This window comes from Psychrobacter sp. Sarcosine-3u-12 (assembly GCF_002836005.1).
GTDB classification, from domain to species: domain Bacteria; phylum Pseudomonadota; class Gammaproteobacteria; order Pseudomonadales; family Moraxellaceae; genus Psychrobacter; species Psychrobacter okhotskensis.
The window spans coordinates 13,760-38,192 of record NZ_PJBY01000104.1; the positions used below are offsets into that span (position 1 = coordinate 13,760).

Here is a 24,433-nt window from a genome sequence, read left to right on the forward strand (position 1 = left end):
TTTTTATTATTACCAAAAAAAGCCGCCCATCATGACGATGAGCGGCTCTTTAATTTGTAAGACTGGATTAGTAACGAATCAGATTAGTTATGCAGCGCTTTGCTTGAGGTTTTATCAACCGTCACCTTAGCAGGTTTAAGCGGTACTGGCATACTCACCAACGCAACTTTTAATATCTCATCAATCGTCGCGACTGGCTGAATAGTCAGACCAGCTTTGACGTTATCAGGGATATCGGCCAAGTCACGCTCGTTGCTCGCTGGAATCAACACATGCTTGATACCACCGCGATGTGCAGCAAGTAGCTTCTCTTTTAGACCACCGATGCGTAGGATTTTACCGCGTAAGGTAATCTCGCCTGTCATTGCAATATCTGGACGAATGGCAATACCAGTCAAGGCAGAGACCAGCGCTGTGGTAAGCGCACCACCAGCCGATGGACCGTCTTTGGGCGTCGCGCCTTCTGGCATATGTACGTGGACGTCAGTGGTTTTAAAGGTCTCATAATCGATACCTAAGCTGTCACCGCGGGCACGCACCACACTCATCGCTGCACGAATCGACTCTTTCATGACGTCGCCGAGTGAACCGGTAAAGCTCAGCTCGCCTTTACCTTTCATCGCTACCGCTTCGATGGTTAATAGCTCACCACCGACTTGTGTCCAAGCAAGACCCGTAATACGACCAATCTCAGGCTCTTCTTCTGCCAGACCATAGTCATACTGATGCACACCTAAATAGTCATCGATGTTTTTGTCATCGACTACGACCAGCTCACGTTCTGCTTTTTTCGGAGCGCGTGCACCATGAGTTTCGACTGAACCGCGAACCACTTTACGGCAGATTTTATTGACTTCGCGCTCAAGGTTGCGCACACCGGCTTCACGCGTATAGCTACGCACGATGCTATGCAATGCCGCTTCTACAATCTCAATTTCACCTTCTTTGAGGCCATTATTTTTAATCGCTTTTGGCACGAGATATTTCTGCGCAATATTGACCTTTTCTTCTTCGGTATAACCCGGTAGACGAATCACTTCCATACGGTCAAGTAGGGCAGGCGGAATATCCATGCTGTTGGCGGTACAGATAAACATCACTTGTGATAAATCTAAATCCATATCGAGATAATGGTCGTTAAAGGTATCATTCTGTGAAGGGTCTAATACTTCAAGCAACGCTGATGCTGGATCACCGCGGAAGTCTTGCGCCATTTTATCGATTTCATCTAATAAGAATAGCGGGTTTTTAACTTCGACTTTTGCCAGTGATTGGACGATTTTACCCGGCATCGCACCGATATAAGTACGGCGATGACCACGGATTTCCGCTTCATCACGTACGCCGCCGAGCGCCATACGGACAAACTTACGACCCGTTGCACGCGCAATCGATTCACCCAATGAGGTTTTACCAACACCCGGAGGACCGACTAAGCAAAGAATCGGACCGCGCAGTTTTTTCACCCGTGATTGTACGGCGAGGTATTCTAAGATGCGATCTTTCACATCTTGCAAGCCGTAATGATCTTCATCCAGTACCGTTTTGGCTTTTTCTAAATTAATCGAAACCTTGGTTGTGGCATTCCACGGCGTATCCAAGATCCATTCAATATAGTTGCGTACGACTGATGATTCACTCGAGGCAGGCGGCATCATTTTTAGCTTTTTAAACTCTTGCTCGGCTTTTTTGCGCACATCTTCTGGCAAGTCAGCATCTTCTAGGCGCTGCTCAAGCTCAGCCACATCATCTTCACCATCGAACGCGCCGTCATTCATATCTGACAGCTCATTTTTAATGGCTTTCATTTTCTCATTTAAGAAGTACTCGCGCTGATTGTCTTCCATCTGCTGACGAACGGCATCTTGGATATCTTGTTCGATATTTTGCTCAGCGCTTTGTTTGACTAAGTACTCAGTTAACGTATTGATATGGGTTTTGATATCGTCATGTTCTAAGAACGATTGCTTGACCTCAAGATCCATCGACACGCGGGTTGAGATGAAGTAAACCAGTTCAAGCAAATCATCGATGCGTTTTGCCACGCGAGTTAGCTCACGCGCATTACGCAAACGAGCATCCGCATAGCTTTCAAACAGTGTAGTTAAAGCTTGAATGGTATTTTTTTGCTGGCTCTCATCCATGTCGACATCAAGGTCAGCACGCTCAAAGCTCGCCATTAATAATTTGTCGTGATTTTCGATGTTATCGACGCGCGCACGGTACTGACCTTCGATCAATACTTTGATACAATTCTCATCGCTGTCATGAGGCATGGTGCTGACGATGCGGCACACGGTTCCGTACTGATACAAGTTATCTTGATCAATGTCTTCGGTCAGCGAGTCTTTTTGCGCCACGACCAATACTTTATTGCCATACTCAGCTTGTGCCAGTTCAACGGCTTTGACCGATGGCGCACGCCCTACGAACAAGGCAATTTGCATATGTGGATACACGACCACATCGCGCAATGCCAGTAGCGGTAGATAGTTCTGTTCACCTTTGTCTTTAGCATTCATGTTTTCAGCATCGTCTTGAGTAGATTCAGGCGTCGACTCTGACTCATTTTCCAACGTATCGTCAGCTGAGATATTTAGCGCATTATCATCAGAAACGTTAGATGATACGTCGACATCGATGTCGATATTGTCTTGGGCAATTTTATGTTCACTCATATATTCTTCCTCGTTCACCAGACTTGTAAAGTCAAGTTAGTGGTTCATGTTTAGATAAATGGTGCTCACAGATAAAATTGCAAGGCTTGGTGACCAAGTCATGCGCTTATCTTTGTTAAATAGTTATATCTTCTTTAATACAGCGATTCATCGCTGTGTTAATTTTATGAGTAATCATTGAAAGTCAGCATAGACAAAGTACTTATCGTTAGTAGGCAGCCAATATCTATTGGGTTCTATGCGTAGGTTTTATGAGCAAAATGAGGTAAACTGACGCGCGTCTGAAACCTCGCTTTTTAGAGTAAAGCATTTTAGGCGTTAGAGCGATATTGATAGGCCTTAAAATACTAATAAGTCCTAACCAGACCGGATTATAAAGAGCAAGGGGCAACATATGACCATCAACGCAGTATTATTGGCAGTCGTCATCATGTTAGGGCTGTCACTAGCGCGAGTACACGTGGTGCTCAGTTTATTGATCGGTGCGCTGGCGGGCGGGCTGCTAGCGGGTCTCGGTATCACTGATACGCTAGAGGCCTTTCAAGAAGGCATCCGCAATGGCGCGCAAATCGCTCTATCTTACGCGCTACTGGGCGCTTTTGCGGTAGCGATAGCTCATTCTGGTTTGCCGCAATCATTGGCAGGGGCGGTCATCAAGCGCATTGATGCCGGTGGCACCAGTGGCATGATTAAGTATATGCTGTTTGCAGGCTTAATCACCATGAGTTGCTTTAGCCAAAACCTAATCCCCATTCATATTGCCTTTATTCCACTGCTCGTGCCGCCATTATTGCTCGCCTTTAATCGCATGCAGATTGATAGACGCTTAATTGCTTGTCTGTTGACCTTTGGTTTGGTCACTACCTATATGTTTATCCCATATGGTTTCGGTGATATTTATCTCAATCAAATCATGCTAAAAAACGTCGGTGAAGCGGGCATTGATATTAGTAATATCTCAGTGACTAAGGCGATGGCGATTCCGGCACTCGGTATGTTGGTTGGTTTGCTGACGGCGGTATTTATCAGTTACCGTAAACCGCGCCACTATCAGCAAATGGCGATAGATAAAGAAGCGCACGATGTGGTAAAAAGTGCAGTGGTAGCAGGCGATTCTTTAAGTAAAACCGCCACTGAAGCGCAAACACAAAGTAAGATGAAAACGCTGGTTGCTCTAGCCGCTATTATCACTGCCTTTGTCGTACAGCTCTATACAGATTCGCTCTTGCTCGGCTCGATGTTTGGATTTGCGGTCTTTATGGCGACGGGCGTGGTCAAGTGGCGTGAAGCTGATACGGTCTTTAATGATGGTATCAAATTGATGGCGATGATTGGCTTTATTATGATTACCGCGCAGGGCTTTGCAGAAGTCATGAAAGCGACGGGTGAGATTGCCCCACTGATCGATGGCGCGACTAACCTTTTTGCGGGTAATAAAGCCATTGCTGCGTTGGTTATGCTTGGAATTGGTTTGGTGGTCACGATGGGTATCGGCTCGTCATTCTCGACTATTCCGATTATTGCCGCGATTTATGTGCCGCTATGTATATCTTTAGGGTTTTCGCCATTGGCAACGGTTGCCATTATCGGTACGGCTGGGGCGTTGGGTGATGCGGGCTCTCCAGCATCAGACTCGACCCTTGGTCCAACCTCTGGTCTGAATATCGATGGCCAACACGACCATATCAAGGACAGCGTGGTGCCGACATTCTTGCATTATAATATTCCATTGTTGGTATTTGGTTGGATTGCAGCGATGGTGTTGTAGGTTGTATTTTATAGAACTATGTTCCATAAAAAAGCTACCGAATAGGTAGCTTTTTTATTTCAAATCGATAATTTCATACTAAAGTTTTTTGTACTGCTTTTGCTAAAAACCCAGAGCGAGTTTCGTGGTTTTTTTCAGCATAACTGTCAACACGCTGTAATAAATATTCAGGCCAACTAACATTAAAGCGTACTTGCTTAGTTGAAAACTTGTTTTCATCAATATTTACAATAGCCCAAGCCAAAGCATCTTGAAAATCTGCATTCATTCTTAATGTTTCTATATCACTAGTATGAAAGTCAAAACTCATTCCTTTATCTACCATATATTCGATATGATCGTAAATTAAGGACTGCGCTTCTTGCACTGTGTCATCGATGGTATCTCCTAAAGGGAAACAGCCGTCAATATCAGGAACAATAGCTGCATAGTTGTCCATGCCTTCGTCTTTGAATATAGCGATGGGATAATTTAACATATAACCCCCTATGAATATTATCTTATTAATAAAGTTAAATAGGATAGAGAAAGTTTTTATGAAGAGTAAAAACCAACCTTTATTAAAAGCTTGGAGTTGCTTAAAGTTTCAAACCAGAAATACGTCTTGCTTGAGCCAATTGATGCCGAGACACATCTTTTTCAGGATGACTGATTGAAATAATGCTATCAACGCCTTCCTTTCTCAAAATATGATGACTTCCTTTAACTCTATCAACTATCCAACCATCCTCTTTAAGCAACTTGATTAGTTCACCACTTTTCATGGATTCTCCTCAAGGATACTAATTGGATGTGTGTATTATTACACATAATTTATAATTAATGCTATATTTTGTGTGTAGAAGTGTGTATTGAATGGTAAAGAAAATCGTTAATCCTCAAAATTCCCAATCTCACCGCTTAAACTACTCAAAAACTCATCACTTTGCGCCAGCAGTTGTAGGGTAACTTGTATTTTTAATTAGGTATGAAATTTCCTATCTTCATTACTAGGTTCTACGGAATACACAACGTAAAAAGAATGAGCAAGTCTGACAAAAGCAAATAACTAAAAACAGTAAAAATGATAAGAAAGTCCAAAAAATCATACAGCCTAGTGACGGCGGTGCATGCATTGCCACCATACCGAAGCAAAGTAAAAATAATGTGGTAATAATCAGCATGGTAAAAAACTTCCACCGGCTACGCATGTATACATCGATAGTAACGAGAAAGCTTAAATGGAAAAGCATCGCAACCACCAATATGACGACGAGCTCTATATCATATGAATGCGGCTCAGGAGCATCAATCATCTCTAGCGCATAAGGATTTGGCTCAAAGCCCGACATAATAATCTGGTAGACAAATACAACCCACAAAATAGCGAAAAAGAATCGTGGTGGTTTGTTTCGGAAGTAGCTAGCGACTGTCCTCATAGAAATTTTTTTTGTGCTCATGTGTCATACCTAATCATCAAAACCTCTCAACTCACCGCTTAAACTACTCAAAAACTCATCGCTTTGCGCCAGCAGTTTATTTAGACGATCTTCATTGACTAGCCTTGTCATCTCATCAGAATTAAAGGGCTGTTCTTGACTGTAGTAGAGCATCTCCCTAGCGTCATCATTTCCCAATGCTCGTAAGTACGTATCAACACTATCAGCGCTAGATGCTTTGTCATGGCGGCTTGTAATCTGATTTCGTTTAAACCACCTTAAGCCACTTGGCGTAATTATGCCATCTAATGGTACATCCCATGGTTGACGCTGGAGTTGTTCTACCACTTGAAAATCATAGCACCAACCAATTTTCAATGGTTTTTTTAACCCTGCTTGATGGCTTTTACCAAGGGTTGTATCATAAAATCCGCCACCCATGCCCATACGATTGCCATTTTTATCAACCGCCACGAGCGGACAGATAATCACATCTAACTCACGCGCCCAAAGTAACCTGCGATGATGGTTTTGTTTCATCCCTAAGCTATGAATGCGCGTCGGTATATTCAGCAGTTTCGACTGATAAATAGGTACAAAGCGCAGACGTTTATCATCATTACCATTTCTAGTACGACCGAGCGAACCAACCACTGGCAGATACGGCTGATAATTCGAACGTATAATCCAGTCCAACAGTGGTTGAGTGGGTAGCTCACTAAAGCCATCATAATATAAGCCAATCTTTGCATGCGGCGGTAAGCGCTGTTGCAACTTGGTTAAATGCAAACTTGCCATGCGCGCGTACTTTTTACGTTCGCCAGCCGTTAATTGCCGACGCTGGCGGGTAAACTGCTTTCTTGGCGGATTACTTAAGCTATCAGCGGTTTTGATATCGTTTTTTGAGTGAGCGTCATCATTCGCTAACTCAGGTAACGAGTCAGATAAGGCAGTAGCAGAATGTTGTTGGCTGGTGTTTTTAGACATCAGTTAGCCTCACGGACTTGGAGAAATTTGTGATAAGTCATGCTATCATAACGCCACTTTACATCGTATTTTCCTTTATGTGCAGCGTGTGTTGCACTTTTTTCAAAGCAGCTATACAACAAACCATCAAAGAGGGTAGTTATGTCGACACAGAATCAGGCAACTCGTACCGAAAAAGATACCATGAGCAACGTGGAAGTCCCAGCTGACGCTTATTGGGGCGCGCAAACTCAGCGTAGCCGTGAAAACTTTAAAATCGGTGGCGAGACTTTGCCACGTCCAATGATTGAAGCGATGGCACTGGTCAAAAAAGCCGCTGCGATTACCAATGCTAGCCTTGAGCGTATCGAAGGTGATAAGCGCGATTTAATCGTGCAAGCTGCTGACGAAGTCATCAACGGCGGTTTAACGGATCAGTTCCCATTGGTTGTATGGCAAACGGGTTCTGGTACGCAGTCAAACATGAACATGAACGAAGTATTGGCCAACCGTGCCAACGAAATCGCAGGCAATGAGCGTGGCAGCTACACGCCGATTCACCCGAATGACCATGTTAACCATGCGCAATCTACCAATGACAGCTTCCCAACGGCGATTCGTGTGGCTGCTGCTCGTCAAATCAACAGCTTGCTTATCCCAGCGGTAAAAGCACTACGCGACACGCTAGATGCCAAAGCCAAAGAGTTCGATAGCATTGTTAAAATTGGCCGTACCCACTTACAAGACGCCACGCCTTTGACCTTAGGCCAAGAGTTTAGCGGTTATGTCAGCCAACTTGACCATTCATTAACTCGTATCGATAACGCGCTACAAGGTCTATATGAATTGCCACTAGGCGGCACAGCGGTTGGTACGGGTCTAAACGCTCACCCTGATTATGCGGTAAAAGCTGCTGAGCAATTGGCTGAATTAACAGGCTTACCGTTTGTCACTTCACCAAATAAATTTGAAGCACTAGCCGCTCGTGATGCTGAAGTATTTGCGTCAGGCGCACTAAAAACGCTAGCAGGCAGCTTAAATAAAATCGCTAACGACGTCCGTTGGTTAGCCTCAGGTCCGCGCTGTGGTCTAGGCGAGTTGACGATTCCTGAAAATGAGCCAGGCTCATCTATCATGCCGGGTAAAGTAAACCCAACCCAATCAGAAGCAATGACCATGGTTGTCGCGCAAGTGATGGGTAACGACGTTACGATCAGCATGGCTGGCGCGTCAGGTAACTTTGAGCTTAACGTTTATAAGCCAGTGATTGCCTTTAACTTATTGCAATCTATCAAGCTATTGGGTGATGCGTGCAACAGCTTTAATGAAAACTGTGCCGTTGGTATCGAGCCAGTCAAAGACAAAATCGATGACTTCTTACATAACTCGTTAATGCTAGTCACCGCATTGAACCGTCATGTTGGTTATGAAAACGCAGCAAAAATCGCCAAGACTGCTTATAAAGAAAACAAAACTTTGAAGCAAGTTGCCGTTGAGTTAGAACTGTTAACTGAAGCGCAGTTTGATGAGTGGGTAACACCTGCTGATATGGTACATCCTTCTTAATTCGTAAAATAAATAACGACCTGCTACGGTGTCAGACTCGCTTAATGTACGACAGGTACCATTTGCGCCTGTCTTCCTTGTAGCAGTGTCATATTTGTTCCACTAAGAAGTAAGTTGTAAAAAAGACTTTGCCATCCTTTATAAACGGATGTGCAGGGTCTTTTTTTTATCTATCAATTGAAGCACATACATCGAGAGAAACAATGTCTTACGCTCAGACAACAAGCAAACCAATAGTTATAACAGCATCAACAAAAATTTTGCTTATAATGAGCGCATAGATAAGAACTCGTGAATAACCGTTCTAAATCACGACAAAGACAATAAGAGCGAACAATCAGACCAACTAAAAATAGTTCGCCGCTAACGTCCATATTTTTCTTATCTATTACCATTCTACTTATATCATTGAGGTAATTTATGAAAAAATTAACTGCCGCTTTATCATCAGCTGGTATTTTGATGGCAATGTTGGGTTCTGGTTCTGCCATGGCCTACTCGGACCAAGTGATGGAGCCAAGCGAGAGTTATGATAGTGCTGTGAAACACAGACAGGTCAACTATACTTGCCAAAACAACAAGAAAGTTAGCGTCACTTATGGTTTTAATAAGCAAAACCTACCGACTTTTGCAGAAGCCAATTTGAATGGCAAAAAAAGATTTTTACCCATTAACTTAGGTCGTTCTGACATGGTTGATACCGTGTTTGGTGATGAAGAAAACTTTAGTATTATGACTGGCGCACTGCGTTTAAATAATTATCATAAATCATCGGCTAATATCCAAGATGCCAGCAGTGAAATCCTTTATAAAGGCTGTAATGTTAAATCTATCAAAAAGCTTAAAGGCTAGTTTTTAGCAGGCTGACAGAATTAGATAAAAAAAGACCTTGTCACGTAATGTGGTAGGGTCTTTTTTTGTGGTATTTAGGTTTGGTTTTGGAGCCAGTACCGCTTTTCGCTACAATTAGGGCTAAATCTCGCGTCAATGAAAAACACATAATTGGTGCGAAAGGCGATACTCTGTGTGTTTACATATCATTATTGATGTTTATCGATTATCGATATACTATAAGTAGTAGCACTACAACTTATTTTAAAAGCATAAATAAAGGGTATTGAGACTTGTATGATTGTTAATTTCAAATGTAGTGATACTCAAACTCTTTTTTCTGCTGGAAAAACAAAGCGCTGGTCAGCCATTAAAAATGTTGCAGAACGTAAATTACTACTACTAGATAATGCAACTATGCTAGAAGACTTGAAAGCTCCACCTGGCAACCGATTAGAAGCTTTACGTGGTGATAGAGAAGGTCAGCACAGTATTCGCATCAATGTGCAATGGCGACTTTGTTTCACTTGGACAGATCAAGGCGCTATAGATGTAGAAATTGTGGACTATCATTAATTTTATAAGAGATGTTATCAAAGATATAGAATATAGAATATAGAAGAGAGAAACACTATGACTAAAAACGGTATGCGTCCCATTCACCCGGGCGAAGTATTACGAGAGGATTTTGTTGAGCCACTGGGTATGAGTGCCAATGCATTGGCGCTGAAGCTTGGTGTCACACCTGCACGTATTAATGAAATCATACGTGAGAGGCGTGGCATTACAGCAGACACTGCCCTGCGTTTAGCCAAGTATTTTGGTGGTAGCGCTCAGTTTTGGTTAAATCTGCAGTCTACTTATGAGCTGCGTTTGGTTGAGACTGATGATTTACATTTTTTAGATGATATTGAACCTATTGAATATGCTTAACTGCGCTATCGAGCAATACTACCTTTATCTTTTTTCCTAGAATATATATTTAACGAGTTACCCGTTACTATCAGCAGCATACCAATGATTAAAGCTGCACTAAAGCTTTCAGAATACAAAAGCACACCGATGATTGAGATGAGCGGTAATCTGAACATATCCATAGTGACCACGAATGTGACCTCTGCATGTTGCATGGCTTTGGTCATACAATAATGCGCCGATAGTGCCGTTATGCCTATGATGACGAGCCATAGCCACTGAATACCTAGTGGCGTTGTCCACCCTTCTATAAATAAGAGTAACCCCAGAGGTGCTTGTATCAAACACATCATAAAAATAATGGTGATTGGGCTTTCAGTATTAGAGAGTGATTTTGTGGCCACATGGGAAAAGGCATAACAAATAGCAGCGCCCAACACGATAAGTGACGCATAATGAGCGACATCTAAGCTGGGTTGTACGATGACGATTACCCCAAGAATTCCTAAAAATACGGCAATAACCTTTTTTACAGTTATAGATTCTTTTAGGAAGAGATACGAGATGATTATTGTCCAAAAAGGGACAGTAAATTCGATAGCGAAAACGGTCGCCAAGGGCAGGAGTCCTATGCCCAAGAACCAGCCATATTGCCCCGCGAAATGAAATAGATTTCTGACTACGTGTAATTTAATACGCTTGGGGAATGAAAAACGACCTTTTTTCGATGAAGCGTTTGATGCAAAGCTTGATAACGATAGTATGGGCAATAATACCAATAGTCCGACGATACTTCGAAAGAATAAGATCTGAAAAACACCAATCTCACCGTTTAGCTCACGAGCACCAATGGCCATTAAACAAAATGAAGTGAGTGCTCCAATCATCCAAAGGGTAGCGTGGAACATAATGGTGCAATCCTGTATATAAAATCAAATCTGGAATTTATCTTATAGTTAATTTACTCTAAGAATGTTATGGCGAGGTTGATAGAAACTTTCGCAGCCTCTGTCTGCGTAGGCACAGCAAGCAAGAAAATTTCTATCAACCTCGCATCCAGATAAAGTAAATGACACTTTTATTTTGTACGAACTATATAGGCTAGTGTCTCATATCAACGAATTAACTCAATAAAAAAGCCAAGCAAAATGCTCAGCTTTTTTATCAAACTTCTTAAACTTATTAAACCTTAAATTTCAAATCTTAAAACTTATAAAGTAGACCAAGCGTTGTCGTGGCTTCAGTACGCGAGTCAACCATAGGGCTATCGTGTTGCTCATTTGGTAGATAGCTCAAGCTTTGGTTGGCAAATCCTGCCCAGCGCTCATTGAAATCATAGTTGGCACTGACATTGATGTACGGGTTCAAGCTCGAATTAGATTTATAAGCTGCAACGCCCGTTTCAGCAGATTCTTTTTCGCTCACGCCATAGTAGTATTCGTTATAATCTGCATTATGAAATTCAAAGCCAATGCTTGGATAGACCGTCAGCTTGTCTTTGGTGATTCGGGCCAGATAAGTCAAGCGCCCCGTATTGCCGCCACTACGATCCAAAATATCGGTCGCTACTTGCGCACGAAAGCCGCCGACAGGAGTATTGCGCTGATAAGTCAGACCAGCAGCAGCTGAGGATTTACGCTCGTCCAGACCAGCAAGCGCGCCTCTGGCATCATCAGGATCGAACTCATTACCATCGAATTGCGCATAAGCAGACAGCTGGTTGGTACCATCATTAATGATATAAGCGCCCGCTTGCGCCCCGCGTGCATAGAATTTATTGTTATCATAAAACACACCCGGCAATACGCGTATATCGGTGCTGTCTTCCAAGTCATAGGCTGAGTTGACTGCCATGACGTTAACGCCAACGCTGAGCTCAGCATCTGGATCAGCCGGCAAGTTTTTATTAAAAAAAGCGGCATTGGATATGCTAGCGACACTGAATAGTGCAGTGACGGTCAAAGTGCTAAGCAAGACGCGCGTAGCGGATAGCGCTGAAAGTGTAAACATAATTAAGTCTCGTCAGTAGGTAAAAATAGCTGGGTAACCATAGAAGAATAAGGAAAGCTAAAATCAGCTGTCTGTTTCTGTGTGCCAATTAATGATAAAGGATAAGGGTCAGCGTTTATTCAACAGCGTTTAGCACTTGTAGTATTTGATGATGAATATCCTGCCACCACCAAACAAAGCCAATGCTGATGAGCAACATTACCAGCCATGGTAGCAGCTGCCACATAAGGGCAGGTTTGGCCGCTGTCTTTTGCTCGATGATGTCGGCACGATTATCGTTCATATTTATAGGTAAGTTTACACGAGTGTCATCAAAATGAGCATTATTATCCAAATTAATATTGCTCATCGTTGGCTGCTCGATATAGCTGGTTTGCTCATTGTTTTGGATTGTGCTTTGGATATTATCTTGATAACGGCTCTGTTCGAAAGCGCCCGTCTGTATGACGGCTGCCATACGCTGGCGATGAACGATACCGATGGCGAGTGCAATGACCAATCCTGTTACCGCGCCACCGATATGTCCTGCGTTGTCGATGCCCGGCACCGCAAAGCCGTACACTAAATTGATGCCCATGATCAATATTAGGCTTTTTAAATTGAGCACTAAGCCATTGACCGATATTTTAAACAGGGCAGCTATCAAAAGGGCGGCACCGATACCCATGATACCACCAGAGGCACCGGCCGACAGCCCCGGTTGCCCAGTGCCATCCAAGATACTCTGCCACGTCACATAACTATTAAGTAAGTTACCACCGATGGCCGCGAGTAAAAACAATGCCAAAAATTTAGCGGAGCCAAACATCGGCTCGGCGATTTGCCCAAAGAAATACATGGCAAAACCATTAAACAATAAATGCATCAAGCCAATATGCAAAAACGCGCTGCTGACCAAGCGCCATGGATCATCGCCCATGGTAAAAGGCAGCGCATTGGCACCCCATTTTAGCAGCGCTTCAGTTGAGGGGTTATTGGCATCGACACCTGTCAGCACCTGCATGATAAAAAGTCCGATAAAGCTGACTAATAGCAGGGTGGTCACGGGTGCCGTTTTTAAAAGCTGTTGGATGGTCATAAAAGCCGAGTATCAATTAAAAAGATTAAGGCGATTATAAAGGGTAAGGCCACTATAAAGAAAGCCACTCCTAAAAAGCCACTCCTAAAAAGCCACTCCTAAAAAGCCATCGGCAAAAAAGCCATCGGCAAAAAAGCAAAAAGCAATCAGCGTCTAGGGGTGGCATTATCAGTGATATAAGGCGGTGCCAATTTTAGCTGCTCATACGTTCCTTTGACCAATATATTATCTGTGACTTGATTGATATCGGTATGACCACAAAACGCCATGCTAATATCGCACTCGTTATAGATAAGCTCAAGCGCGCGGCGTACCCCATCCTCACCATAAGCACCAAGCCCATACAAGAATGCTCGTCCAATCATGGTGCCTTTCGCGCCAAGCGCGATTGCTTTGAGCACGTCTTGACCGGAGCGAATACCGCTGTCGAGCCACACCTCGATATCACTGTTTTCGGCATGGACCGCCTGCACAATGTCAGAAAGCGCAGAGATAGAAGACAGCGCTCCATCCAATTGACGGCCGCCATGGTTGGAGACCACTAGCGCGTCCGCACCGCTACGCGCGGCTAAAATAGCATCTTCCGGCTCCATAATGCCTTTGATAATGAGCTTGCCGCCCCATGCGTCTTTGATACGTGCCACATCATCCCAACTTAGGCGAGGGTCAAACTGTTCTGCAGTCCACGCTGACAGCGATGAGATATCTTCAACATTTTTGGCATGACCGACGATATTGCCAAAGGTACGGCGCTTGGTGCCGAGCATATTAAGACACCATTCTGGCTTGGTCATTAAATTTAAAATATTAGCCAATGTGGGTTTTGGCGGTGCGGATAGACCGTTTTTGATGTCTTTATGACGTTGTCCCAGCACCTGTAAGTCCGCAGTCAAAATCAACGCAGAACAGTTTGCTGCTTTGGCACGGCGAATCAAATTGGCCATAAAGTCCTGATCACGCATGACATAAAGCTGAAACCAAAACGGCGCACTGGTATTTTCAGCGACGTCTTCGATAGAGCAGATACTCATGGTCGATAATGAAAAGGGCACACCGAACTTTTCAGCTGCCCGCGCGGCATGAATCTCACCATCTGCCCACATCATGCCTGTGAATCCCGTTGGCGCAATGGCGACAGGCATCTTGGCTGATTCGCCAATCATCGTTGTCGCTAGACTGCGGTTGTCCATATCGACCAAGACGCGCTGGCGCAATTTGATACGATCGAAGTCAGTCTCGTTGCTGCGATAAGTGGTCTCAGTCCATGAGCCTGAATCGACATAATCATAAAACATGCGCGGTACTTTGCGCGCGGCGACTCGGCGCAGATCTTCAATTTCGGTGACTTTTTTTAAAGTTGGGCTCAAGTTTTTCATTATCTCTCTCGCTTATCTATTCCATAACTGCTGTAAATCCATGACTGAAAATGGATAATTTAGACGCTGCGTCTTTGTCAGGAGCACCGGAATGCTGGTAGCAAATTCCATCATCAATGACTCATCGAAGTCAGCGATATCGACATATTGGTAGGTAAGTGGCTGTACCGCCCGAAACTGTGCTAATAGTTGCTCAGCGACATCACATAGATGACAGCCAGAAGTACCAAGCAACCACCATTCATCGAGGTTTTTAGAGTCATTAAGCTCAGGGCACGCTGCCATAACGCGGTTCCGTAATAGGGTTATATTATTATCATTATGCATGTTTCTACTCTTATGTTAAGCCTTGTCGCAAAATACTTGTGTGCTGTTTTTAAGCCGACATACCAATGTGGCTTAGCCGTTATGACATGATAAAGAAATGGGGTAAATAATGACAGCGATTGTGAGATTAGGTAAGATGAGCTGCAGTTTATGATTCTCAATTTTATCTTATTATCTTTTTATCCACTCAGGTAGCGCACGCATGGCAAGTTTTGGCAAATTTATGAAACGAGTGTTATTGGCATTCATGTTATTGGTCGTGGCATTTCATGTGCTGGTGGCAGGACTGCTATTAATTTGGAAAACGCAGCCAATTAACAACAGCATGTTTATGCTTACCCATCGCTTGAGCGGCGGTACGGTCACGCAGACGTGGGCTGAGTACGATGCCATCGCCAAATCAGCCAAGCAAGCGGCAATAGTGAGCGAAGACTCGACGTTTAGCCAACACAATGGCTTTGACATGAAGGGCATCGAGCTGGCGATGAAAAAAAATGAGGAGTCTGGCACCACCTCGGCTGGCGGCTCGACCATTACTCAGCAGCTGGCCAAAAATCTATTTTTGACGTCGCATCGCTCGTATATTCGTAAAGGCGAGGAAGCGGTAATCACCGTGATGATCGAAACCTTTTGGGACAAGCAGCGTATCTTGACCGCCTATCTAAATGTCGCCGAGTTTGGCAATGGCATCTATGGTATCGATGCGGCGGCGCACCATTATTTTGATAAATCTGCTGCCAATCTCAATCGTGATGAATCCGCGCTACTCATTAGTATGCTGACCAATCCTAAATACTATGAAGACAATCGCAGTGATAGACGCCTACGTAATAAACAGCGTATTATTAAAAAACGTATGAAGAATGCGGTCTTGCCACAAGCGGCTTAATGAGTATTTACTAACAGTAGTTTTTTGAATGATAAATAGCAGGGTAAGTAGTACGATAAACTCATGACATGATTGATAGTCATATGGTTGCAATAATAGAACGTCACTATATTATGAACGCCACTATATATAGGGTCTGTTGAACATTCAAATATTAGGACTGCTGATTGCTAAAATCGTCCCAAACCTTTTATCAAATCAGGCGTAAACCGACGATAATGTCGAGATCTTAGCTAGGTTTACAACAACGTTTGAGGTGATTTTAGTATCAGCCTTTCAGGGCAGGACTGTTTTTTGCCAATACATGGCGAAATTGTCTAACCTAGAACGACTAGGCGTCAAAAATTTCACTGCGTATTGTCTAAAAAATAGCCACTGCCAGTGCCACATTTGAATGTTCAACAGACCCTAGGTATCAAAATAAATTTGTTTAAAATAAGTGATTAAATAAAGTTACGGATACAGTGAAGTTAGCCATAAAAAAAGATAGGTAATGGCAGTAAAAATAAATTACATCAGTGATGATATATCGATAATGACAGGGGATGGCAGTATGGTGGATATTAATAATCAGAATAAAAGTGTCATGACTAACGATAATGCCACTGTTAACGAGCTGAATATACAGCAACTGAGCCAGCAGCTGACCGATATTGCATGGCAGCGCTCTGAAGATGGTAGCTATTCACCCAGCAGTTATATCAATCGTGACCTGTCCTTATTACAGTTTCATTTGCGGGTCTTAGCACAAGCCGCCAGTTCTCGTCATCCGTTACTTGAGCGCCTATTTTTCTTGATTATTTTTTCATCAAATATAGACGAGTTCTTTGAGATTCGTGTCGCTGGCATTATGCAAAAGTTAAACCTCGGTGATGTGGTCAGTAGTCCGCATGGCATGCGCCCAAGTGAAGTGTTGGCAGAGTTATCCGCCGTCACCCATGAGGCGATTGATAAGCAATATCGTATTTTGAACGAAGACATCTTGCCAGCGCTTGCCAAGGAAGACATTCGTTATCTAAAACGTGACGAGCTGAATGCTGAGCAATCGGCATGGATGAAACGCTATTTTACTGAGCAAGTCTCACCAGTGCTGACCCCTATAAGTATCGATCCGGCGCATCCGTTTCCAAGATTGGTTAATAAGAGCCTCAATTTTATCGCCACTTTAGAAGGCAAAGATGCCTTTGGTCGCGATATTAATCTGGCGATTGTCCCAGCGCCGCGCAGTCTGCCGCGCGTGATTCGTCTGCCAGACGAGCTGACCGGTGGCAAAGAGCACCATGTCATGCTATCGGCTGTCATTCATGAGCATATCGGCGAGCTGTTCCCCGGTATGAATGTCACGGGTTGCCATCAGTTCCGACTCACGCGCAACGCAGACTTGGACTTGGCCGATGATGTCGATGATATTGCCAAGGCGCTAGAAGGCGAGCTTGAAAATCGCCGCTTTGGTGACAAAGTGCGGCTCGAGGTAACGACTGATTGCCCAACACCGATTAGTGATTACCTGCTTAATGAGTTTGAGCTACATGACAATCAGCTGTACCGCGTCAATGGCCCTGTGAACCTGACGCGCTTGCTGTTCGACTTTAACATACCCAAGCTGCGTTATCAGCCTTTTACCCATATCGTGCCAAAACCCTTTCGCCGCGAGCTGGACAAGCTTGATAAGAGTACCAGTATATTTTCTGCCATGCGCAAAGGTGATGTCTTGGTGCATCATCCTTTTCATGCGTTTTCACCGATTATCAATCTGCTTTGGGAAGCGGCGAGCGATCCCAAAGTATTGGCGATTAAGCAGACATTGTACCGCTCAGGCACCAATTCAGAGATCGTCAAGGCACTGGCTGCTGCGGCTCGTAATGGCAAAGAAGTCACGGCTGTCATCGAACTACGCGCCCGTTTTGATGAAGCGTCCAATATCGCCGTCGCCAATTTTTTACAAGAGGCTGGGGCAGTAGTGGTCTACGGGATTGTCGGCTACAAGACCCATGCCAAGCTTATGCTTATCGTGCGCCGCGAAGACGATCGCATTCGCCGTTATGTGCATTTAGGCACCGGCAATTATCATGCGGCCAATGCCAAAGTCTATACCGACTACGGCTTGTTCAGCGCTGACCCTGACATCTCAGAAGACGTGCACAAAATTTTCCAAGAACTGACGGGTATGGGCAAGCCTGCCAATCTAAAAAAACTGTTGCACGCGCCATTTACCTTGCACGAAAAGTTAATGAGCTTTATCGATGATGAAATTGCCCATGCCAAGGCTGGCAAGCGCGCGCATATTATTATCAAAGTTAATGCGTTGACGGAACGTCGCCTGATCGATAAGCTATACGATGCCTCGCAGGCAGGTGTCAAAATAGAATTAATTTTGCGCTCCATGTGTTGTCTGCGCCCCCAAGTCAAAGGCTTGTCTGAAAACATCACTGTACGCTCGGTTATTGGGCGCTTTTTAGAGCACACACGCATTTATTACTTTTATAATGATGGTGACGAGCGCTTGTATTGCGGCAGTGCTGACTGGATGGATCGTAACCTCTTCCATCGCGTCGAAGTCGCCTTTCCGATCGAAGATAAAAAACTGTTTAAACAGATATATCAAGATGGGCTACTTAACTATCTGCAAGACAATGTCCAAGCTTGGGCGCTTAATGGCGATGGTATTTGGCAGCAAATCCAACCAGCTGCTGACGAAGCGCCGCATATTGCTCAAGACCATTTATTACGGGTAATCAATCACGTTGGCGAGCCAGTATAGGCAAGACCTTTAATCATAAACGGCTTGGATGCTGTAGTTCGTGGTTGGTTATTCAATGTAACCATATTGATGGCCTTTCAGCGATGGGGTTTGCTTTACGACAATCTTAACTATCCACTGAACCAAGCGTTGGTAATCACCGATGCTTGGTTTTTTTGTGGCGAAAATAAGTTACAAACTGTCTGGTAATCTCACATTTATTCACATATTGATACGGCAGTACACTGGTGTGCTATTGCTTGACTTACTTATAATTAATGTCAGTCCTATGCTATGGCAAAAATAAGTTCAATTGAAAATTAAACCAGTCGATTTACTCTTCTAGGATAGTATCCAAGTTTATAAATCTGTGTCATAGAGGACTATTGGTTCACTAAACAATAATAATAGGAATTGCACCATGAGTAATACTAACAACGATACTTCAGACATCAAAAAAGCAGCAGAGCAGGCCGATAATCAACAAATCGAAAAAAATCTAAACGATGACAAAAATGTTGATACTCCCGAAAAACTGAGTGAAGAAGAGCAAACCTCTTTTATTGATGAAGAGTTACGGACAGATAAGTAATGAGCCGTTTGAACAATATCGATAGTAAAAATATCAATAACAACAACAATACTAACGATCAGGTCAAATGAACAATTAACATCATAAACGCGAGGGACACGCTATGCCAGATAATACCAAGCCAAATCATGAAGAAGCGGTAGCTGTTCGTGATCCAGCAGCCTTACACCCGGACAATGCGCCAGACAGCTATGAAGGCCGTAAACACGAACCTGATATCGATGGACCAGAGCAGGACTCACAGGAAACAGACGAGATATATTCCGACCCACGTAAAGAAGAGAACTTACCAGCAGGTGGGAAAAACGTGGCAGATCTCAATGCTCATGATTTGAGTAAAAATAATAATATTTAATAATTGTGTACCTACTTATGTAGTCTGGGTATATCATCAAAAATAAAGTGCTGACAATAGATACTGGTTAGCCAATTAAAACAACAATTAAGGACATAACCATGGAACCTCAAGATCCCGCGTTAAGCAGAACCCCTATTGACGGTGCTAATCCTCAAGAAGTGAGTAAAAATTTAGCCAATCAGCACACTGATATTGAAAACCATACCAATCATAATAAAGGTACTGACACTTTCGAAGAAGAGGTAGTGGACTCAGAGCACGTGAATGACGATGACAATCCTGCACGTCAGCCTGATCGCCGTGATCAACAGGGCAGCAGTCCGTTTGATGACAATATTAACGAAGATACCGTGGGCAGTGAAGCGCCAAAAAGTGAAGGTATTACGGATATGAATCGATATGCCAACGTTGATAACGCTCAAACTCGTGTCTTAAATCCAGATGAAAAAGACTGATTTCTTAGCAAGATATTTCTGAATATTGCTAATCTGAGCATTATTAATATGAGTATCGTCAAGTTATCGAATGCTCGATGTGTAAGACAGTTATTATAATAAGGATCGGTTATGAACAAGTCTAATGATACAGTTAACCATGATAACCATCAGCTCAAAGATGCAGATGATAATAATGGTATCGTCCCTGATGATGCATTACAAAAGGCAAATCCAGCCGCTGCAGAGCAAGCGACTGATGATCATGATCCGCATAATGTCGCAAAAAATACCAAGCAGTATGACAGTCCACTTATGGAAGATAAGAAACAGTCATAACTGAGCATTATATTCTGTACAGACAAATAAAAAAGCTAACGCTAGGCATGGTTTAAGACGCTAGTGTTGGCTTTTTTATGGATACGATATGAGTATCTTTGCATAGCGCTTATTTGACACAAGCTATCAGCTGAAGCGCTCAGCAGGTGTACCACTGTGAAAGCGTAATTCAGTGTCAGGACTGGATATCAACTCTGCTTCTACTTCTTTAAAGAATGCGACACGCTCATCGATATTGTCGTCAGATAGCGATTGTGCCAGTGCCAAATAATCCTCAAAATGGCGACTCTCTGATTTTAATAGATAACGGTAGTACTTGGCTAAGCGTTCATCATCGATGACTTCAGCAAGCGCGGCAAAGCGCTCACAAGAGCGCGCTTCGATAAACGCCCCGATGATTAATACATCAACCATTGCTGCTGGCTCATGCGTACGTTTATGCTTGAGCAACCCTTTGGCATAACGCCCCGCACTCAGATATCCCCACTCTTGCTCGCGCTCATTCATAATGCCTAGGACTTGCTCATAGTGCAGCATCTCCTCACGTATTAACTGCGCCAATTTTCGCTGTAAGTCGTAAGAAAACTCATAGCGGAATAGTAGATTCATCGCTGTACCGGCTGCTTTCTTTTCGCAATTGGCATGATCTTGGATGATTAAAGGCACATCAGCGCTGGCAGCCTCCACCCAAGCCTGTGTGGTTCGCGCTCCCAGAAAATCATAGACAGCAGATAAGTCGACCTTAATAGGGGTGCGCAGCTGTGCGATATCGATACTGTCTGGTTCCATACTTTCCTCTGTTAGACCGTCTTTTTCTATCTTATATTCTTCTGTATGGCTGTCGCTCACAGCCTTGTCATTACTGTTATTGATTTTCATATCTTCATTATTCATAGTCTTTGCCATAGTCGAGGGTTCAACATCTCTTAATCAAATATTAAAAGTTAAATAGATAACCGTTAAGCATAAATGAATGCTGTAATGATTACTTACAGTTTATACTGAACGTATAATGGTCTAACTCTAAAGTATTGATTAAAGCCTCTAGAGTAGGTGGCTTATAGAGTATCATTATTATACAGCCTAAGTATTTACTTGGTGAATGACGTTTCCTTGTTTATTTTATTATTTGATAGTAGGATGAGATTTTGCTTTTCAGGCATTTTGTCTTACTATTGATCATTACTTAGTAGCGGGCGATAGGCATTATATCAAGTGCCAATCCTGTATTAAAACCTAAGAATTATAGACAGCTCTGCTTACAGACACTCCCAAAATCACAGACGCTGCATCAGACAAATTCAGTCTTAAACAGTTATTACATTAATAGATGCTCAATCACCACCAACAGTTCGCATTGTCATGTTTGCTATTTATTCACCGCAAAGCAAACTAGGGATAAATGCTCCAAGAGCACATATTTTCACACCGTTATTGTAGCAACTTAGCATTAACACACCTCACGAACAGATAAGGATAACAATATGAGCCAGTCTTCTAACGCCAATCGTATTCAAAAAGGCATTCTTGCCATCGACCAGCAATTGTATGACTTTATTGAAAACGAAGTGCTGCCGAAAGTCGGTGTTGATTCAGACAGCTATTGGTCAGGTTTTGAAAAGGTCATCAAAGAGTTTACCCCGCGTAACAAAGCGCTGCTAGAAACTCGTGACAAGATTCAAGCGCAGATTGACCAATGGCATCTGGACAACCCTGCCAAAGATGGCGAAATTGATTACCCCGCGTATAAAACATTCTTGCAAGAAATTGGCTATCTGTTACCAGAAGGTGATGATTTCAAAGTCAGTACTCAAAACGTCGATGACGAGATTGCCCATATTGCAGGTCCACAGCTGGTCGTACCAGTCCGTAATGCTCGCTACGCATTGAACGCCACCAACGCGCGTTGGGGCAGTTTATATGATGCATTATATGGTACTGACGTCATCAGTGACGAAAATGGCCAACAAGCAACAGGTGGTTATAACCCAACGCGCGGTGCTGCTGTTGTTGCTTATGCCAAAGCATTTCTAAACGAACATTTTGCCTTAGCATCAGGGTCATATAACGATGTGACCGGCTTTAAAGTGGTCGATGGCAAACTTGAAATTGTTCAAGGTGATAATAGCACTGAGCTAAAAGACGCCGCGAAATTTGTTGGTTTCGTTGGTGAAGCAGAGCAGCCTACTGGTATTTTGCTCAAGAATAACGGCCTGCATGCTGAGATTCAAATCGATGGCAATCATCCAGTGGGCAAAGATGATCCAGCAAGTATTAAAGATGTACTATTAGAATCAGCGATTACGGCAATTCAAGATTGCGAAGATTCAATCGCTGCTGTCGATGCAGAAGAAAAAGTAGAAGTGTATCGTAACTGGCTTGGTCTAATGAATGGTGACTTGCAAGAAACCTTTGAAAAAGGTGGCAAGACCCGTACGCGTAAACAAAACCCAGACCGTGAATATATCAGACCAGATGGCAGCACGCTTATCCTGCCAGGCCGTTCACTACTATTGATTCGTAACGTTGGTCACTTGATGCAAAACCCAGCCATCTTGGTCGACTTGGGTAATGGGCAAGAGCAAATCTTTGAAGGTCTGATGGATGGCTTAATCACGCCGCTATTGTCTTTAAATGATTTGAAAGGTAAAACTGCGCTATCGAACTCACGCAAAGGTTCGATGTATATCGTTAAGCCAAAAATGCATGGCCCTGAAGAGGTCAAAATGGCCAATGATTTGTTCAACGCTTCAGAAGATCTATTGGGTCTAGAGCGCAATACTCTAAAAATCGGCATCATGGACGAAGAACGTCGCATGACGGTCAACTTAAAAGAAGCCATTCGCCAAGCAAAAGAGCGCGTCATCTTTATCAATACCGGCTTCTTAGATCGCACGGGTGATGAGATGCATACCAGTATGAACGCTGGGCCTTTTGTCCCTAAAGGTGATATGAAGTCACAAGCATGGCAGCCAGCCTACGAGCAGTGGAACGTTGATATCGGTCTGGAGACTGGCCTACAGGGTGTGGCTCAGATTGGTAAAGGTATGTGGGCGAAGCCTGATGAGATGAAAGAGATGATGGATACTAAAGCAGCCCATCCTAAGTCTGGTGCGAGTACTGCCTGGGTTCCATCACCAACTGGCGCAACCTTGCACAGCATGCACTATCATCAAGTCAACGTCGCTGATGTACAGGACAGCCTAAAATCACGCGAGCGTGCCAGCTTAGACGATATCTTGACCATTCCATTGGCAAAAAACACCAACTGGACAGACGAAGAGAAGCAGCAAGAGCTCGACAATAACGCTCAGGGCATCTTGGGTTACGTCGTACGTTGGGTAAACCAAGGCGTTGGTTGTTCTAAAGTACCAGATATCAATGATGTAGGTCTAATGGAAGACCGTGCAACCTTGCGTATCTCAAGTCAGCATATCGCTAACTGGTTGCATCACGGCGTGGTCAGCGAGCAGCAAGTCATGGATACCATGAAGCGTATGGCGAAGATCGTCGATGAGCAAAATGCGGGCGATAATGGCTATCAGCCAATGGCCAATAACTTCGATAATTCTTACGCCTTTAAAGCTGCCTGCGATTTGGTCTTTAAAGGTCGTGAGCAGCCAAGTGGTTACACTGAGCCATTATTGCATCAAGCGCGTTTAGACTTAAAAGCCAATACGCATTGCTAATTCCTTATTTATAAAAGCCATTTTAGGGCTACTTATCCATGGTTAAGTAGTCCTTCAATACTTAGTATTACTCAAGCATATTTAAAGCAATGTATTTCTACTTTATTTATAAAAGTTACCCCTATTTGCCAATGGCGAGTAGGGGTATTTTTTTGTTTTTATCTAAATAATCGTTAAACCTTAGATTAAATATGGGTTTAAGGATTTTTCGTCATCAAAGACTTAAAAATATGTTGCAAATTATGTCAAAGTTGTTATGCTTATACTCGAAGTATGAGTTTGGTAACGGATGTTACGCAGTAGGACGCATAAGACTTAAGTTTACATGGCAGTTACGTTGTTTAATCCCAGTCATGTGAGTCATGGTTTTTTATCTTACTGTAATAGAAATTCGCCACACTTGTTTCTGACTAATCTCGGTAGCCAGTTACACATTATATCTTTGAGGATTTGTGACGA

At 43.4% G+C, this 24,433-nt stretch carries 23 protein-coding genes; 12 read left to right on the forward strand and 11 right to left on the reverse strand.

Annotated features, from left to right (window positions below; genetic code table 11):
* Window positions 1-83 precede the first annotated feature (83 nt).
* Window positions 84-2,678 carry an endopeptidase La gene (gene lon, locus CXF65_RS10305; protein ID WP_413772504.1) on the reverse strand — a complete coding sequence of 865 codons (2,595 nt, stop codon included), beginning with the start codon at window positions 2,676-2,678 and terminating at the stop codon, window positions 84-86.
* A 394-nt stretch (window positions 2,679-3,072) separates the two neighbouring features.
* Between lon and CXF65_RS10310 the strand changes: the two genes are divergently transcribed.
* Window positions 3,073-4,446 (forward strand): Na+/H+ antiporter family protein, encoded by a 1,374-nt coding sequence (locus CXF65_RS10310; protein WP_101211986.1) that lies wholly within the window; start codon window positions 3,073-3,075, stop codon window positions 4,444-4,446.
* 73 nt (window positions 4,447-4,519) lie between these two features.
* On the opposite strand, the gene CXF65_RS10315 is transcribed toward CXF65_RS10310, so the two are convergent.
* From CXF65_RS10315 to CXF65_RS10330, 4 genes are all read right to left on the reverse strand, one after another.
* Window positions 4,520-4,924 carry a type II toxin-antitoxin system HicB family antitoxin gene (locus CXF65_RS10315; RefSeq protein WP_101211987.1) on the reverse strand — a complete coding sequence of 135 codons (405 nt, stop codon included), beginning with the start codon at window positions 4,922-4,924 and terminating at the stop codon, window positions 4,520-4,522.
* A 100-nt stretch (window positions 4,925-5,024) separates the two neighbouring features.
* Window positions 5,025-5,210, reverse strand: coding sequence for a type II toxin-antitoxin system HicA family toxin (locus tag CXF65_RS10320; RefSeq protein ID WP_101211988.1), 186 nt, complete (start codon window positions 5,208-5,210; stop codon window positions 5,025-5,027).
* A 225-nt stretch (window positions 5,211-5,435) separates the two neighbouring features.
* Window positions 5,436-5,885: a hypothetical protein gene (locus CXF65_RS10325; protein ID WP_025651324.1), complete on the reverse strand. Its 450-nt coding sequence runs from the start codon at window positions 5,883-5,885 to the stop codon at window positions 5,436-5,438.
* A gap of 9 nt (window positions 5,886-5,894) precedes the next feature.
* On the reverse strand, window positions 5,895-6,851 hold the full coding sequence (locus CXF65_RS10330) for a 5-formyltetrahydrofolate cyclo-ligase (RefSeq protein ID WP_101211989.1): 957 nt from the start codon (window positions 6,849-6,851) through the stop codon (window positions 5,895-5,897).
* A gap of 141 nt (window positions 6,852-6,992) precedes the next feature.
* On the opposite strand from CXF65_RS10330, the gene fumC reads away from it, so the two are divergent.
* The 4 genes from fumC (at window position 6,993) to CXF65_RS10350 (ending at window position 10,160) form a co-directional block, all read left to right on the forward strand.
* Window positions 6,993-8,396, forward strand: a complete 1,404-nt coding sequence (gene fumC, locus CXF65_RS10335; protein WP_101211990.1) for a class II fumarate hydratase — start codon at window positions 6,993-6,995, stop codon at window positions 8,394-8,396.
* 420 nt (window positions 8,397-8,816) lie between these two features.
* Window positions 8,817-9,248, forward strand: a complete 432-nt coding sequence (locus CXF65_RS10340; protein WP_101211991.1) for an adhesin — start codon at window positions 8,817-8,819, stop codon at window positions 9,246-9,248.
* 276 nt (window positions 9,249-9,524) lie between these two features.
* Entirely contained in the window at window positions 9,525-9,803 is a 279-nt protein-coding gene (locus tag CXF65_RS10345) for a type II toxin-antitoxin system RelE/ParE family toxin (protein ID WP_025651331.1), read from the forward strand.
* Between the two features lie 57 nt (window positions 9,804-9,860).
* Window positions 9,861-10,160 (forward strand): HigA family addiction module antitoxin, encoded by a 300-nt coding sequence (locus CXF65_RS10350; protein ID WP_101211992.1) that lies wholly within the window; start codon window positions 9,861-9,863, stop codon window positions 10,158-10,160.
* Window positions 10,161-10,165: 5 nt separating this feature from the next.
* On the opposite strand, the gene CXF65_RS10355 is transcribed toward CXF65_RS10350, so the two are convergent.
* From CXF65_RS10355 to CXF65_RS10375, 5 genes are all read right to left on the reverse strand, one after another.
* Window positions 10,166-11,050 carry a DMT family transporter gene (locus CXF65_RS10355; protein ID WP_198551998.1) on the reverse strand — a complete coding sequence of 295 codons (885 nt, stop codon included), beginning with the start codon at window positions 11,048-11,050 and terminating at the stop codon, window positions 10,166-10,168.
* 295 nt (window positions 11,051-11,345) lie between these two features.
* Window positions 11,346-12,152, reverse strand: a complete 807-nt coding sequence (locus CXF65_RS10360; RefSeq protein ID WP_101211993.1) for a MipA/OmpV family protein — start codon at window positions 12,150-12,152, stop codon at window positions 11,346-11,348.
* 115 nt (window positions 12,153-12,267) lie between these two features.
* Complete coding sequence (locus CXF65_RS10365; protein ID WP_101211994.1) at window positions 12,268-13,230, reverse strand: rhomboid family intramembrane serine protease; 963 nt, start codon at window positions 13,228-13,230, stop codon at window positions 12,268-12,270.
* 146 nt (window positions 13,231-13,376) lie between these two features.
* The gene (locus CXF65_RS10370) at window positions 13,377-14,606 is read right to left on the reverse strand and encodes an alpha-hydroxy acid oxidase (RefSeq protein ID WP_037025673.1); all 1,230 of its coding nucleotides are present in this window, start codon (window positions 14,604-14,606) and stop codon (window positions 13,377-13,379) included.
* Window positions 14,607-14,618: 12 nt separating this feature from the next.
* Window positions 14,619-14,891 (reverse strand): glutaredoxin family protein, encoded by a 273-nt coding sequence (locus CXF65_RS10375; protein WP_227523252.1) that lies wholly within the window; start codon window positions 14,889-14,891, stop codon window positions 14,619-14,621.
* Between the two features lie 244 nt (window positions 14,892-15,135).
* On the opposite strand from CXF65_RS10375, the gene mtgA reads away from it, so the two are divergent.
* The 6 genes from mtgA to CXF65_RS10400 all read left to right on the forward strand — a co-directional run bounded on the left by mtgA (window position 15,136) and on the right by CXF65_RS10400 (window position 20,285).
* Entirely contained in the window at window positions 15,136-15,822 is a 687-nt protein-coding gene (mtgA, locus tag CXF65_RS10380; RefSeq protein ID WP_101211996.1) for a monofunctional biosynthetic peptidoglycan transglycosylase, read from the forward strand.
* Window positions 15,823-16,408: 586 nt separating this feature from the next.
* Window positions 16,409-18,583, forward strand: a complete 2,175-nt coding sequence (gene ppk1 / locus CXF65_RS10385; protein WP_025651339.1) for a polyphosphate kinase 1 — start codon at window positions 16,409-16,411, stop codon at window positions 18,581-18,583.
* A gap of 400 nt (window positions 18,584-18,983) precedes the next feature.
* Window positions 18,984-19,154 carry a hypothetical protein gene (locus CXF65_RS15055; RefSeq protein WP_167514313.1) on the forward strand — a complete coding sequence of 57 codons (171 nt, stop codon included), beginning with the start codon at window positions 18,984-18,986 and terminating at the stop codon, window positions 19,152-19,154.
* Between the two features lie 103 nt (window positions 19,155-19,257).
* On the forward strand, window positions 19,258-19,509 hold the full coding sequence (locus tag CXF65_RS10390) for a hypothetical protein (protein WP_025651340.1): 252 nt from the start codon (window positions 19,258-19,260) through the stop codon (window positions 19,507-19,509).
* 101 nt (window positions 19,510-19,610) lie between these two features.
* Window positions 19,611-19,967, forward strand: a complete 357-nt coding sequence (locus CXF65_RS10395) for a hypothetical protein (RefSeq protein ID WP_025651341.1) — start codon at window positions 19,611-19,613, stop codon at window positions 19,965-19,967.
* 111 nt (window positions 19,968-20,078) lie between these two features.
* Window positions 20,079-20,285 (forward strand): hypothetical protein, encoded by a 207-nt coding sequence (locus CXF65_RS10400; protein ID WP_025651342.1) that lies wholly within the window; start codon window positions 20,079-20,081, stop codon window positions 20,283-20,285.
* 126 nt (window positions 20,286-20,411) lie between these two features.
* On the opposite strand, the gene CXF65_RS10405 is transcribed toward CXF65_RS10400, so the two are convergent.
* Complete coding sequence (locus CXF65_RS10405) at window positions 20,412-21,074, reverse strand: tRNA-(ms[2]io[6]A)-hydroxylase (RefSeq protein ID WP_051395120.1); 663 nt, start codon at window positions 21,072-21,074, stop codon at window positions 20,412-20,414.
* Between the two features lie 695 nt (window positions 21,075-21,769).
* Between CXF65_RS10405 and CXF65_RS10410 the strand changes: the two genes are divergently transcribed.
* Window positions 21,770-23,974, forward strand: a complete 2,205-nt coding sequence (locus CXF65_RS10410) for a malate synthase G (RefSeq protein WP_101211998.1) — start codon at window positions 21,770-21,772, stop codon at window positions 23,972-23,974.
* Window positions 23,975-24,433 lie beyond the last annotated feature (459 nt).